This window comes from Acinetobacter sp. AYS6, from assembly GCF_025630795.1.
Lineage (GTDB): Bacteria > Pseudomonadota > Gammaproteobacteria > Pseudomonadales > Moraxellaceae > Acinetobacter.
This window is the reverse complement of the sequence record NZ_JAOTNV010000010.1, coordinates 191137-205257: the sequence shown is the minus strand read 5'-3', so window position 1 is coordinate 205257 and position 14121 is coordinate 191137. Positions and strand designations below refer to the sequence as shown.

The following is a 14121-nucleotide window of genomic DNA, read 5'->3' as shown; positions in this document are numbered from 1 at the left end:
TGTGAGAGTAAGTCATCGCCAGCTCATTATTCTAACACCCCGACCCCGAAAGAGGCCGGGGTGTTTTTTTATGCGGAAAATATTGAATGAATTGATTGATTTAGATGCAGTAAGACAATAAAAAGGACTCTATATGAGTCCTTTTTATATATGAAGGAAATTTCGAGCCCGTGCCAAGTTAGAAATGGGTTGAAAGACCTACATTATCTTAATTAGCTATCCAGCAAAATTTTTCATTAAAAGATCCACTTTTTCTTATGGAAATTTCACGCCAATATATATGATAAATAGAAACTATATGTTATAAATATTAAGTAGGCATGATTTTTGCTTGTTTAATGGAATCTAAAATATGAAATTATCTGTTGGGTTGAAAGTTGCGAATTCTTTATCGTTAACACCTCAATTGCAACAGGCGATTCGTTTGTTACAGCTTTCTAGCTTAGAGCTTGAACAAGAAATTCAAATTCAACTAGATAGTAATCCTTTACTTGAAAAAATAGAAGAAGAATCAATAACAGAAAGCCTATCTGTATTAGAAAGCAAAGAATCAGATGATTTAACAACTGAGTTAAATGCAAATCATTTACCTGATGATTTACCAGTCGATACTGAGTGGGATGATATTTACACTCATCAGTCGACGGCTTTGGCTACCCCGGAATTTGAAGAGCGTGAGGATAATCGTCAAGTTCAATTATCTTTAAAAGAACACATTTTAGAACAAGTTAATCTCCTGCATTTTTCCAAAATAGATCAATTAATTGCTTACTGTATTGTTGATGCATTAGATGATAAAGGTTTCTTAGATGCTGAAATAGAAGAAATAATTTTAGCATCTCAACAATTATTAAATGAAATGGATATTGAAGAAGATATTGAAGAAGATGAGGTTTTAGTTGTCTTAAAGCATATTCAACGACTTGATCCACTAGGGATCGGTTCACGTAATTTAGCGGAATGTTTAAAAATACAGCTCGAATTTCTACCGAAAGATGTTGAATATTTAAACGAGGCAAAAAGCTTATTGCAATATTATGAGCTTTTGATAGCAAATGATTTAAATAAATTACTCAAACAAACGGGTTTAACAAAAGACCAATTAAAGTTTGCAATCAATCTTTTAAAAACATTGAAACCCTATCCAGGTATGGATTTTGATAAACAAGAGTCAGATTATCAAATCCCAGACGTAGTAGTTTCTAAAAAAGATTTACATTGGCAGGTTCAACTAAACCCAGATGTATTACCTAAATTAAGAATTAACTCTTTTTACTCTAGTATGATTCGTAGAGCGGATCAAAGTGAGGATAATTTATATTTGCGTAATCAGATGCTTGAGGCGAAAAATTTTATCAAAAGTATTGATGAAAGACATAAAACACTATTAAAAGTAGCATCTTGTATTGTGGAGCATCAGAAAGCTTTTTTGGAGATAGGTGCTGAAGCAATGAAACCGCTGGTTCTTCGAGATGTTGCTGAAGAAGTAGAATTGCATGAATCTACAGTTTCTCGTGTAACCACAAATAAATATATGCTTACTCCACGTGGCCTTTTTGAGTTGAAATATTTTTTCTCTAGTCACGTAGGTACAACTGCCGGAGGAGAGGCTTCTTCGACTGCAATTCGTGCCATGATTAAAAAACTTGTAGCAAGTGAAAACCCGCGTAAGCCTTTGTCAGATAATGTAATTGCTACCTTATTGAAAGATGAGGGGATTGAAGTTGCAAGAAGGACTGTCGCAAAATATCGAGAATCGTTACATATTCCTTCATCGTCTGAAAGAAAAGTCTTGATCTGAATTTTGAAGTATGGCTATTCTAGAGGTTCATTATGACGAAATAATGAAATTTTAATTTCACCAAGAGGAGTCGCTAAAATGGTTTAATTGTCCTAATATTCTTTGATAGCATTAAATCGTTTTAGTTCTTCTTTAAATAACCTAAAAAGGTGAGGGATAGAATTATGCAAATAACGATTCGTGGACATCATTTAGCAATTACACCAGCTATAGAAGAAAATATTAAATCAAAATTTAATCAATTAACGAAACACCTGGATCAGGTGAATAGTATGCAGATTAAATTAACGAAAGATCATCAAATTGATAAGCGCTCTCATAAGGGCAGTTCAAATCATGTTGCAGAGGCTATCGTAAGATTGCCAGGGATTGAGTTGTTTGCTCAGGCAGCTGCTGATGATATGTATACATCAATTAAAAAATTGACTGAAAAATTAAAAAGACAATTATTAAGATATCGAAAAATGCAATGTGCTTATTCACAAGTTGCTGTTTCTATTGAATAAGTTTTGAAATATTAAGAGAGGCTTGAAAGATAGCCTCTTTTTTATTGATAAAATATAAACACGTACTGAATTCTTGGAAAAAGTTATAGTAAAATACTCCGTTTTACCCCTTAGGTTGTGTCAGAGGTCTTTGCAATGAATAGTGAACAGCTCACTCAAATTTTAAAAGAAGCTTTCCCTGTAGCGGAAGTGGTGGTGAGCGGACAGGCTGGAAAATTTGACCTCCGTATTGTGGATGATCAATTTGAAGGTAAGCGTACGGTGGCTCGTCAACAATTAGTTTATGCACCATTAAATACTTATATTGCAAGTGGGGAAGTTCACGCGGTAACAATTCGTGCAATGACCAAAGATGAATGGCGTAAAGCAAGCCTTTTCGGAGCTTAAATATTAATGGATAAATTTTTAATTACGGGTGGTGTTAAGCTCGAAGGCGAAGTGCGCATTTCTGGTGCTAAAAATGCGGCTTTACCATTACTTGCTGCAACTATTCTTGCAGATTCTCCAATCACAATAACCAATGTTCCAAATCTTAAAGATGTTAATACTTTGGTAAAGCTAATTGGTGGATTAGGGGTTACGATTAGCTATGAAAATGACACAGTAAAAGCAGATACATCTACTTTAGACAATCAGTTTGCACCTTATGAGCTGGTAAAAACAATGCGTGCTTCAATTTTGGTGTTAGGACCATTATTAGCACGTTATGGTAATGCTAAAGTTTCTTTACCTGGTGGTTGTGCGATTGGCTCAAGACCTGTGGACCAACATCTAAAAGCTTTAGAAGCTTTAGGTGCGCATATTGAAGTTGAAAACGGTTATGTCCATGCTTCAGTTGATGGTCGCTTAAAAGGTGGTGAAGTTGTTTTTGATATGGTTACTGTTGGTGGTACCGAAAACATCTTAATGGCTGCAGCATTAGCAGATGGCGTTACGACTATTCGTAACGCAGCACGTGAACCAGAAATCACTGACCTTGCCCAAATGTTAATTAAAATGGGCGCCAAGATTGAAGGCCTTGATACAGATACTCTTGTTGTAACTGGAGTAGAAAGTTTACATGGCTGTGAATATGCTGTTGTAGCTGATCGTATTGAAACAGGTTCATATTTAGCAGCTGCTGCAATTACGGGCGGTCGTGTCAAAACTACTCATACTGATCCAGCATTGCTTGAGGCTGTTCTGGATAAGTTTGAAGAAATGGGTGCTGAAGTCACTCGTGGTGATGACTGGATTGAACTTGATATGATGGGTAAACGTCCTAAAGCTGTAAGTTTTAGAACTTTGCCACATCCAGAATTTCCAACTGATATGCAAGCACAATTGATGGCAGTAAATGTTATTGGTCGTGGATTCGCAACAATCTCTGAAACGATCTTTGAAAATCGTTTTATGCATGTTCCTGAATTGTCACGAATGGGCGCTAATATTCAGGTGGAAGGTCACGATGCTGTCGTAACTGGAGTTGAAACCTTACAGGCAGCGCCTGTTATGGCAACAGATTTACGAGCTTCATTCTCTTTAGTTCTTGCTGCTTTAGTTGCAGAGGGAGATACATTAATTGACCGTATCTACCATATTGACCGTGGTTATGAACATGTCGAAGAGAAGCTTCAAGGTTTAGGTGCCAAAATTAAGCGAGTAAGTTAATGAATGATGTAAGAAACGATGATCCTAATTTTGATGTGATGGGTAATTTTGATCATGGTTTGACCTTGGCATTAAGTAAAGGGCGTATTTTAAAAGAGACGTTACCTTTATTGGCTACAGCGGGTATTAATTTACTCGAAGATCCGGAAAAGTCTCGTAAACTAATTTTCCCTACTACACATAAGCAAGTACGTATTTTGATTTTACGTGCATCTGATGTACCCACCTATGTAGAAAATGGTGCAGCAGATTTAGGTGTAGCAGGTAAAGATGTGTTGATGGAACATGGTGCTCAGCATGTATATGAGTTGCTTGACTTGCAAATTGCTAAATGTAAGTTAATGACTGCTGGTAAAGTAGGCATGGAGCATCCAAAGGGTCGTTTAAAAATTGCCACGAAATATGTCAATCTTACACGTCAATACTATGCAAGCTTAGGTGAGCAAGTTGATGTTATTAAGCTCTATGGTTCTATGGAGTTAGCACCTTTGGTTGGTTTAGGTGATTACATTGTAGATGTAGTCGATACTGGTAATACTTTAAGAGCAAATGGTCTTGAGCCATTAGAAGAGATTTGCAAAGTTTCTTCTCGATTAATTGTAAATAAAGCCAGTTTTAAACGTAAACAAACTTTGTTAAATCCTATCATTTCACAGCTTGAGCAAGCTGTTCAATCGCGTTAAAAGCAATTTCCCATCATGCTTTTGCGATAGTTAAGCTAGATGATGCCCACAAGCGCATAGAAAAAGGGTAAACTTACTTTTTCTTTTTCGCCTTGTGGGTAAATTGATGCGACGTTTATCGACTCAAGATCAAAACTTCAAACAGGTTTTTGCTGAGCTTTTAGCATTTGAAACCGTGAATGATCCTAATTTAGTGCAAACAGTAGATCAAATTATTGCTGATGTTCGTCAGCATGGTGATGATCATGTTTTAAAGCTTACTCAACAGTTCGATCGACATCCTGCGCATCAATTTTCAGATTTGGAATTATCTCAACAACAACTTAAAACAGCTTTTGATAATTTGAGCCCAGAAATTCGTGATGCTCTAGAGTTAGCAGCAAAGCGTATTCGTACATTTCACGAAGCTCAGAAACAAGATAGTTGGACCTATATAGATGACTTGGGCAATACATTAGGGCAAAAAGTTACCCCTCTAGACCGTGTTGGTATTTATGTGCCGGGTGGTTTAGCCTCTTATCCATCTTCAGTCCTAATGAATGCTGTACCTGCTCATGTTGCAGGTGTACCTGAAATTATTATGGTTGTTCCAGCACCGAATGGTGAATTAAATCCATTGGTTCTTGCCGCAGCTTATCTTGCGGGAGTTAGCCGGGTATTTACAATTGGTGGGGCACAGGCTGTAGCAGCTTTGGCCTATGGTACTCAGACCATTCCACCTGTAGATAAAATTACGGGCCCAGGAAATCGTTTTGTCGCAGCTGCTAAACGTGCTGTATTTGGTCAAGTCGGCATTGATATGATTGCTGGACCTTCTGAAATTTTAGTCTATGCAGAAGGTGAGAATAATGCAGATTGGTTAGCTATGGATGTTTTATCACAAGCTGAACATGACACTGTGGCTCAAGCTATTTTTATAACTCCAGATGAAGCTTTGCTTAATGCAGTAGAGTTGGCAATTGAAAAGCATTTAAATGAATTGCCAAAGGCAGATATCGCTCGAACTTCAATTGAAAACCGTGGTGCTTTGGTATTAGTCAAAGACCGTGCAGAAGCAATTGAGTTGATTAATCAGGTTGCACCAGAGCATTTGGAGCTGTGCTTAGATGATGCTGAAGCCATGAGCGAAGATATTCGTCATGCTGGTGCCATTTTCATGGGACGTTATACACCTGAAGCAATCGGTGACTATTGCGCGGGCCCAAACCATGTATTGCCAACATCTGGAACTGCTCGTTTTTCTTCTCCATTAGGTGTTTACGACTTTCAAAAACGTTCGAGCCTGATTATGTGTTCGAAAGATGGGGTTAAAACATTAGCTAAAACAGCCGATATATTAGCTGTTCAAGAGAACTTAGATGCGCATGCATGCTCAGCTCGTTATCGTTATCAATAAGCTTGTAAACCTTGTAGTGTTTTAATTATTACTCAGGGCTGATTTTCAGCCCTTTTTTGAGATAAGACCATGACTTTATCTACAGCACAAATGCGCTTTTGGAGTCCAGAAGTTCGTGAATTAGAGCCTTATGTTCCTGGTGAACAGCCTAAAATTCAGAATTTATTGAAACTTAATACGAATGAAAATCCATATCCGCCATCACCAAAAGTAGTTGAAGCAGTTCAAGCTGTTTTAACTCAGCAAGCTGATGCATTGCGTTTATATCCAGATCCAGATGCAACAGCTTTAAAACAAGCAATTGCTAAACAACAGAATATTGAGGTATCTCAAGTTTTTGTTGGTAATGGTTCAGACGAAGTACTTGCTCATATTTTTAAAGCATTTTTCCTTCAAGACGAACCGATTCTTTATCCAGATATTACTTATAGTTTCTACCCCGTTTATAGTCAGTTTTTTGGAACAAAAACTAAAGAAATTCCACTCAATGAGAATTTCGAGATAGAAGTTAAAGACTATATACAACCAAATGGTGGGATTGTTATTACAAACCCTAATGCACCAACCAGTATTGCAATGGGTTTGCCAGATATTGAGCAAATCTTAAAAGCAAATCCGGATCGGGTGGTGGTGATCGATGAGGCATATGTTGATTTTGGTGCCGAGTCTGCGGTGAGTTTAGTAAATCGCTATGAAAATCTAGTTGTGTGTCAAACAACTTCGAAATCGCGTTCATTAGCTGGTTTGCGTGTTGGTTTTGCAATCGCTCAACCACATTTAATTGCAGCGCTTGAAGCCGTCAAAAATAGTTTTAACTCATATCCTATTGACCGTTTTGCAATTGCAGCCGCGGTCGCTTCTTTTGAAGATCAGGCTTATTTTGAAGAACAATGCCAGAAAGTGATTTCTAGTCGTGAAAAGCTAGTAGATGACTTAACTGCTTTGGGCTTTAAAGTTTTACCTTCTAAAGCGAACTTTATTTTTGCTTCACACTCAGTCCATGATGCAGGCAAACTTGCACAGCAATTACGTGAACAAGGTATTATTGTGCGTTATTTCAATAAGCCTCGTATTAATCAATTTTTGCGTATTACAGTGGGTACTGATGAGCAGAATATGCGTTTAGTGCAAACGTTAAAACAAGATATTCTTTAAGTTTTAGTCTGCTGTGCTGTTCATCAAGTTCAGCATGGCAGAAATTTTATCAAGGCTTTCTTGATATTCTGCTTCTGCATTTGAGGCAATTGTAATACCACCACCGGCCCACAAAGAGAGCTGATTTTGATATTGTTGAAAGCTACGGATAAGAATATTCCAGCGACCCGTTCCATCAAAATTGAAGTAACCTAAGGTCCCGCAATATGCACCTCTTGCTTCTTCTTCTAATTCTTCAATAATTTGCATCGCCCGAATTTTTGGGGCTCCTGTAATCGATCCCCCCGGTAAAGCAGAGAGCAACATTTGCATTGGATTAATATCATCTTTAAGCGTGGCAACAATCTCACTGACCATATGATGAACTTGATTAAAACTCTCAATCTCGAATAATTGAGTTGTTTTTACGGACCCTGTATTGGCATAAATGCTCAAATCATTACGTAATAAATCAACAATCATGACATTCTCGGCCTGATCTTTTTGCGAGTTTTTTAAAGTTTGTTTTGAAATAAAATCTTTTTCGATATCTTCATATCGAGGCATGGTTCCCTTAATAGGTCGGGTCTTAATTTGTTTATTTTGATTGAATTCAATGAAGAGTTCAGGAGAACAACTTAATAATTCAAATTGATCTAATTTTAAATAACCTGCATATGGTGCATTAGTAAGGCTCCATAAATCTTCAGCTTTATTTAATAAAGACCCTTTGAAATCAGCTTTAAATTCTTGAGTTAAATTGATTTGATAACAATCTCCAGCTTTAATATATTCTTGTATTTTTTTAAAAGCCAAAAAATATTGTTCTTTAGACCATCTTGGCTGAATAGGAGTTTTTAATTCAAATATATTTTTAGATTTATTTAAATTGGTAGTCTCTAATTTTTTTTCAATATATTTGAATAGGTCTAATGCATTTTCTTCATCACTAAAAAAATACCAATCATTATCTATATATTTTAAAAAAGAGCGATATTGGCCTAAGAATAAAGATGGCTGTATATGATTTTGCGCATTAATAAATTGATGTGCAGCAAAATCATAACTAATAAAACCAATATAACCGCCATTAAAACTTGTTGTCGTTTTAATTTTTTTATTTTCTTTTAAGTCTTTTTCTTTTAAGTGAATAAAATCTAATAATTGATTTGTTTTAAATGTGTTTTTATATTCATTGAAATTTTGACGCTGAAATATTAAGTTATTTTTATTCTGAATAAGAAAGTATTGCTGTGGAAGAAAACCAATAATGGGATTGTTATTGTCATTTAAATAAATGAGCCCAGTTAATCCTTGTAAATCTTTTAAAATCTCGGCAACATTTTTACCATTTAATGAGATTTTTTTCTTTAACTGAGACATTTTTAAATAAGAGAATAGTTAATGAGGGAAATATTAGTTTACTACATCTTGTGGATCATCAGGGAGAAGTCTTATGAAGGAGGTACTTTATCGCTGATAAAATAGTCGAATTTTAGTGGGGAACGGAGTTGTATTTAGAAGTTAAAAGCAAAGTAAATTGACCGTACCGTTTGTCGGGTAGTTGGCAAAAAATGCACAACACTAGTTGAACAAAAAGTAACGTAGATGTAATTTAGTAATTGCTAAGCAAAACTACTCAAGGATTGGAAGTTTCAGTTGCTATATAAAGAAAAATGCAACTTGAGACAATGAGAGTGGTTAAAGTCAAAAAATAAATGCTCTTGGGAGAGTGCTCAATGAAAATGTTCACTAAACTTGCTTTAGTTTCTTCTTTAGCTATCAGTGCAAATGCAATGGCAATGCAGTCAATGGACGATGCTGCACTAAGCGCTGCTACAGGTCAAGATGGTATTAATATCGGTATCGCTTTAGGTGCTGGCGGTGTTTCTATCGATAAATTATATCTACACGATAATGATGGTTTGGCATCATCAACAGGTATTACTGGTGCATCAGGTACTGCGGGTGCAATCGCAATTAGTGGTGTTACCCTTACTCAAACAGGTACAGGTAATCTTTTAGATTTAGCAATTGATACAAATGGTGCTTCGGGCTCAAACGGTGCTTTCTTAAACGTTGCTGCGACAGTAGGCGCTGTTGATATTCATGTCGGTTCAATTGGTGTTGGTACTTCGGGTACTTTAAACCAAACAACTGCTGTACGTGGTATTACAGAAACAGCTCCAACTGAAATTATTTCTGGTTTAGATTTATCTTTAGGCCAAATTTCAGCGAATGTTCAGTTAGGTTCTACTCCACAAGGTGCAATGATCAAAGTAAATTCAAGTTTAAAAGGTGGTTTAACACTATCTAACTTTGGTATTAATGACGCTGCTGGTGGCGGTAAAATTGTCCTAGATAAAGTAATGGTACGTGGTGCTGGTAATACTACTGGTGATTTAGACGTGAATGCGAATATTTCAGTTGTACCAACTGGCTTAAAAATCCAAAATAATAGTACTCAAGGCATGAATGTGTATGCGCAAGGTGTTCACCTTGGCGCTGCGGGTAATGCATCAATTGGTGATTTAGAAATCCAAGGTTTAAATGTAGGTACTTCTACAATTACAATCTCTGGTCACTAATTTAAAAAGTTAAAAATTAAAAAAGCGCGTATACAACGCGCTTTTTTAATTGGTTTTTAATTAAAATTTCATAAGAATTAATAATATTGTTATATGTGTACTAAATATATTAAAAGTATTGATGTTTAAGAATGAGAGTTAATTAACACTTTAATTAAAGTAGAACTATACATTCATCAAAAAGATTAAAAAAAAGCTGTTTTTTACAAAAAAAAAAGGTATCTTCAACACACAGGGATGTAGAGCTATTGCTCTAAGAATAAAATGAATAAGGCCGGTTAGGCCACCATTTAGACCAAGTGCTTATGTTAGAGATAGTTTTAGGCTCAGCATTGATGTATTACTTTGCGACAGAAGCCTTCGAAATAGAAAAAAAGCCGCCGGGAACTGTTTATTATACAGAGACTGCCGATTCACGTAATTTATCATTTCATCGAAATCACATTGAACCCGTCAAGATCAAACCTGCTGTAGAAGATCAGTTCCGTGGAATTGTTCGACAGGCCTATGACTATAGTTGTGGTTCCGCTGCTCTTACAACCTTATTAAATGGGTATGTTGGAACCAGTTTGACTGAACAACAGACGATGAGTGGCCTATTACAGTATGGCGAATATCAACGTATTATTGAGCGTCGAAGCTTCTCATTACTCGATATGAAACGTTTTGTCACAGCAATCGGTTTAGAGAGCGGTGGTTATCGTGGTGAGTTCTCTGATTTAGTGAAACTTGGACAACCTGCAATTGTTCCTATTTCTTATGCTGGGTTTAAACATTTTGTTGTATATAAAGCTTATAAAGACGGGCGAGTCTATGTGGCTGATCCCGCATTAGGCAATATCAGCTTCGATGAAAATCGTTTTAAAGAAATTTGGGATAATAATACTTTATTTGTTATTTCAGTCCCCGAATCTCAGCGTAAAGATCTATTGGCTTTAAAAGATGCAGATATGCGTCATGTAGAGGATGCAACCGTTAACAGATATGCTTTTGTTGACGTGCAATATCCGACATTTAATTATGATCGTTTAGCAAATAAAGCCTCAACCATGAGACGCGTGTTAGATAACGATAATCACTCTGCAACCTATGGACTACCAATAGAAACCTATATGCGTCTTTATTACAAACGTAAATAGTCAAATTTTAATTTAGTAAAATAAATAAATTGGGTGGGAAAAACATGAATAATCGATGGATAAAGATGAGTGTATTGGCCTTAAGTATGAGTGCTATTACAGGGACAATTTATGCTGAGGATCAAGTACAACAAGGACAAGTAGGTGGATCGAGCCAAGATGTAAATACAGTTAGAACAGAAAGTTCTACACCTGTAGATACAACAAATTCGAATACAGCTATAGCAGAAAGCACAGTACAGTCGTCTGATACATCTGCAACGGATAATAGCCCGGTACCCGCGAATGAGGGTGGTGCACATCAAGCTGCAACTGCATTACAGAAAAAAGAAGGTGATGCAAGTCAAGAGACGAATTTACAAGAAGTATTTACTTCAAATGAGCGACAATATTCGTTAATTAAAAAAGGCGTCATCTCCTCTTATTATGACCTTGATTATACTTATTATCGTGATACACGAATTGATTTAGCTTTATCAGATAATTCATCTCAACTTAACCGTTTACGTGTCGAAGAAGATGCTAACCATACTTTGACAAATAGTTTTACGGTCCAGTATGGGGTTTTGGACAATTTAACTTTATCAGCAACTCTTCCTTTTGTTGCAAAGTCTGAAATTATTCGTGATACGACTACTGCCGGGTTGGGGGATATTTCTCTTGGTGCTCGCTGGGAACCTTTTCCATTAAAACAAGGCCGATTACCATTGGTACTTTTTGGTAGTTTATCTTCTAAGACAGGAGATAGCCCATATGAAATTGGTTTAGATGAGCTATCAACAGGTAAAGGTTACTACTCAGCTGGTATAGGCGCCAGTACACGTAAATATATTGATCCAGTTGTTTTATTTGCTTCCGCATCTGCTAACTATGGTTTTAAAGAGTCTGGGTTAAATCAAGCCCGTGGTACACGTACATTAACCTCATTTGACCCTGGAATCAGTGGTGGTTTTTCTTTCGGTTTTGCTTACTCATTTAACTACGATGTATCTCTAACCATGTCATATCAGCAAAGCTTTAATATGAATGCTGAATTCCAGTTTGACAATGGTGATTCATATACGTCTCCAGACCAAAGTAGTGCAATGTTGTCTTTTGCTTTAGGTGTGCGTGTTTCACCTGAAACAATTGTTAATGGTACGGTAGGTATTGGTTTAACCGAAGATGCACCGGATATTTCACTTGGTTTATCGTTCCCGTTAGATATTTTAGGTTTTACTAAAAAACAAAAATAAGGAGATATGCAGGTGAAATATCCTAAATTATGTCCTTTAACGGCGGCAATTGTTATCTCCGGTTTTTCTAGCTTTGCCAATGCTCAATTAGGACAAAACCTAGCTGTTGATATTCGTTCACTATCGATGGGGAATGCTGTAACGGCAGATCCTCCAGGGATTAGTGCAGTTCATTTTAACCCAGCAGCACTAGCGAAAATTGATGGGTTACAAACAGATGTACAAGGTATTCTTGCAAACTTTGATATCCAGCGAGAGTTCTCAGCTCCTCCTGGGTACAACATTTTTGGTTATTCAGATGATCCTTTAGTTTGTAATGATGGACCAGAAATTTCTGCCAATATTTGTACAGATTTTAAAGATTCTGTACATGGTGACGTTGAGTATGCAAGCTTATATATACCCATTCTTAAAAAAATGGTTGATTTAGGAGCCGGTTACCCACTTGTTGCTCCTACAGCAGGTATAGCTTATAAACCACCAGGCTCTAAAGTCACATATGCAACAGCAATGTATGCGCCTTTGGTAGCGGGTTTTGGTGCAGAAAATGGTAATCCTGGTAACTATATGGGACAACAGGTTGCTGTAGAGCGTATTACTTATCTATCCCCATCTTTTGGTTATCAAGTCAATGATCATTTATCAATTGGTGCTTCGATTGGTATGTCGTATAACGCGATTGCTTTAAATACCGATTTACGTTTTCCTAATGAAATGATTGGTGTACTGCGTATGGTTGATGAAGTGGTATGTGCACCCTTCAAAGACAATAACGATATGATTACTGATCTGCTGTTATTGGGAATTTGTAATACGAAAGAAGGAATGAATCCATTTAATAAAATGGGGTCACTACAAGTTTCATTAGAACAATCATTAAGCCCTAGCTATAACTTGGGATTGCTTTGGGAGCCAACAGATGATTTTGGCTTTGGTATGGTATATCAAAGTGCTGCCAAGATGCGTCTCAAAGGCAAATACATGATTAATAATGCTAAAGCTCCTCAACAGTTGGTTCACGGATTAAACTCATCAGCAACTGGTCAAATTTTAGCTGCTATTCTTGGATTACCTGGATATGTTCCTGACACTGAGTCTGGTTTAGTCGCGATGGATTTAGAGTATCCTGCACATTTTCAGGCAGGTATTAAATACAAAATATTTCCAGATTTACAATTAAACTTTGATGTTGGATGGACGGATTATTCTGCTTGGGATAAGTTTAAATTTGAATTTGATAGACAGATTACATTATTAAAGATTGCCAAACTTTTATCGAATGATGTGACTGATAGCTCTTTAGCATTGCCATTAAAATTTACTTCGCCATGGAGTTGGGGTATTGGTTTAGAGTATTCAGCAACTGATCGTTTGAAGTTACGAGCAGGTTATGAGCCGCGTGCTAGTGCTATTCCTAATGATAAGCGTAATACCATGGTGCCGATCAATAATGCACAGTTATTCGGTTTAGGAGTAGGTTATCGTTTTGATGCTGATACAGATTTAGATCTTTCTGTCGGTTTCTTACGTAGTCGTGACAATATTCCAGCTTGTAGTAGTAGTCTATCGAATAAGTGTGGTGTCGATAATATTTTATTAAACCCTTATTCAGGTTTAGATGTAAAAACGAATACAAAAGTCACAGTACTTGGTTTGAGTTATAGAACAAAATGGTAAAACAGTATAAACGGATGTTTAACCCTAATTTCGCTATCTTGACCTTATGTGTTGCGATAGCGAATGTTTCTGTTTCTTATGCAGACGGATTTTATACGATTATAGGTCCTGATGGACGACCTATGATTGTGCCTAGTAAAAGAGTTGACCAGAAAAAACAAGCACCTTCTAAAATAGAAGAAAAACAACACCAGACTCCAATAACTAATCCGGTAGTGGTTCCCGTCCAAAAAGTTTTTGAAGAGAAAGAGCAGAATAGAGAGTCACCAAAAAGATTAGAACAACAACCACAAAAGAAATTAAATTCTGCAC

At 36.6% G+C, this 14121-nt stretch carries 12 protein-coding genes and 1 pseudogene; 12 read left to right on the top strand and 1 reads right to left on the bottom strand.

The features are described from left to right. Positions 1–352 precede the first annotated feature (352 nt). The 7 genes from OD757_RS16705 to hisC all read left to right on the top strand — a co-directional run bounded on the left by OD757_RS16705 (position 353) and on the right by hisC (position 7191). On the top strand, positions 353–1801 hold the full coding sequence (locus tag OD757_RS16705) for an RNA polymerase factor sigma-54 (RefSeq protein ID WP_263032556.1): 1449 nt from the start codon (positions 353–355) through the stop codon (positions 1799–1801). A gap of 164 nt (positions 1802–1965) precedes the next feature. Further along, on the top strand, positions 1966–2307 hold the full coding sequence (hpf, locus tag OD757_RS16700) for a ribosome hibernation-promoting factor, HPF/YfiA family (RefSeq protein ID WP_009390621.1): 342 nt from the start codon (positions 1966–1968) through the stop codon (positions 2305–2307). Between the two features lie 135 nt (positions 2308–2442). Continuing rightward, complete coding sequence (ibaG, locus tag OD757_RS16695) at positions 2443–2694, top strand: BolA family iron metabolism protein IbaG (RefSeq protein ID WP_004641297.1); 252 nt, start codon at positions 2443–2445, stop codon at positions 2692–2694. 6 nt (positions 2695–2700) lie between these two features. Next, positions 2701–3957 carry a UDP-N-acetylglucosamine 1-carboxyvinyltransferase gene (gene murA / locus OD757_RS16690; RefSeq protein WP_263032555.1) on the top strand — a complete coding sequence of 419 codons (1257 nt, stop codon included), beginning with the start codon at positions 2701–2703 and terminating at the stop codon, positions 3955–3957. Next, entirely contained in the window at positions 3957–4640 is a 684-nt protein-coding gene (gene hisG / locus OD757_RS16685; protein WP_263032554.1) for an ATP phosphoribosyltransferase, read from the top strand. Before murA ends, hisG begins: the two co-directional genes overlap by 1 nt. Before the next feature lie 106 nt (positions 4641–4746). Next, positions 4747–6036: a histidinol dehydrogenase gene (hisD, locus tag OD757_RS16680; RefSeq protein ID WP_263032553.1), complete on the top strand. Its 1290-nt coding sequence runs from the start codon at positions 4747–4749 to the stop codon at positions 6034–6036. A 69-nt stretch (positions 6037–6105) separates the two neighbouring features. Then, positions 6106–7191, top strand: a complete 1086-nt coding sequence (gene hisC / locus OD757_RS16675) for a histidinol-phosphate transaminase (protein ID WP_263032552.1) — start codon at positions 6106–6108, stop codon at positions 7189–7191. Between the two features lie 3 nt (positions 7192–7194). On the opposite strand, the gene OD757_RS16670 is transcribed toward hisC, so the two are convergent. Further along, on the bottom strand, positions 7195–8553 hold the full coding sequence (locus OD757_RS16670) for an anthranilate synthase component I family protein (RefSeq protein WP_263032551.1): 1359 nt from the start codon (positions 8551–8553) through the stop codon (positions 7195–7197). Between the two features lie 356 nt (positions 8554–8909). Between OD757_RS16670 and OD757_RS16665 the strand changes: the two genes are divergently transcribed. The 5 genes and pseudogenes from OD757_RS16665 to OD757_RS16645 all read left to right on the top strand — a co-directional run. Next, entirely contained in the window at positions 8910–9758 is an 849-nt protein-coding gene (locus OD757_RS16665) for a DUF6160 family protein (RefSeq protein WP_263032550.1), read from the top strand. A gap of 305 nt (positions 9759–10063) precedes the next feature. After that, positions 10064–10897, top strand: a complete 834-nt coding sequence (locus OD757_RS16660; RefSeq protein ID WP_045437505.1) for a C39 family peptidase — start codon at positions 10064–10066, stop codon at positions 10895–10897. Positions 10898–10941: 44 nt separating this feature from the next. Further along, positions 10942–12132: a hypothetical protein gene (locus OD757_RS16655; RefSeq protein WP_263032549.1), complete on the top strand. Its 1191-nt coding sequence runs from the start codon at positions 10942–10944 to the stop codon at positions 12130–12132. A gap of 12 nt (positions 12133–12144) precedes the next feature. Next, a complete protein-coding gene (locus OD757_RS16650; protein WP_263032548.1) occupies positions 12145–13809 on the top strand; it encodes an OmpP1/FadL family transporter in 1665 nt (554 codons plus the stop codon). Further along, positions 13803–14121, top strand: a pseudogene (locus OD757_RS16645) (protein FilE); the annotation flags it as partial. The gene OD757_RS16650 and the pseudogene OD757_RS16645, both read left to right, overlap by 7 nt.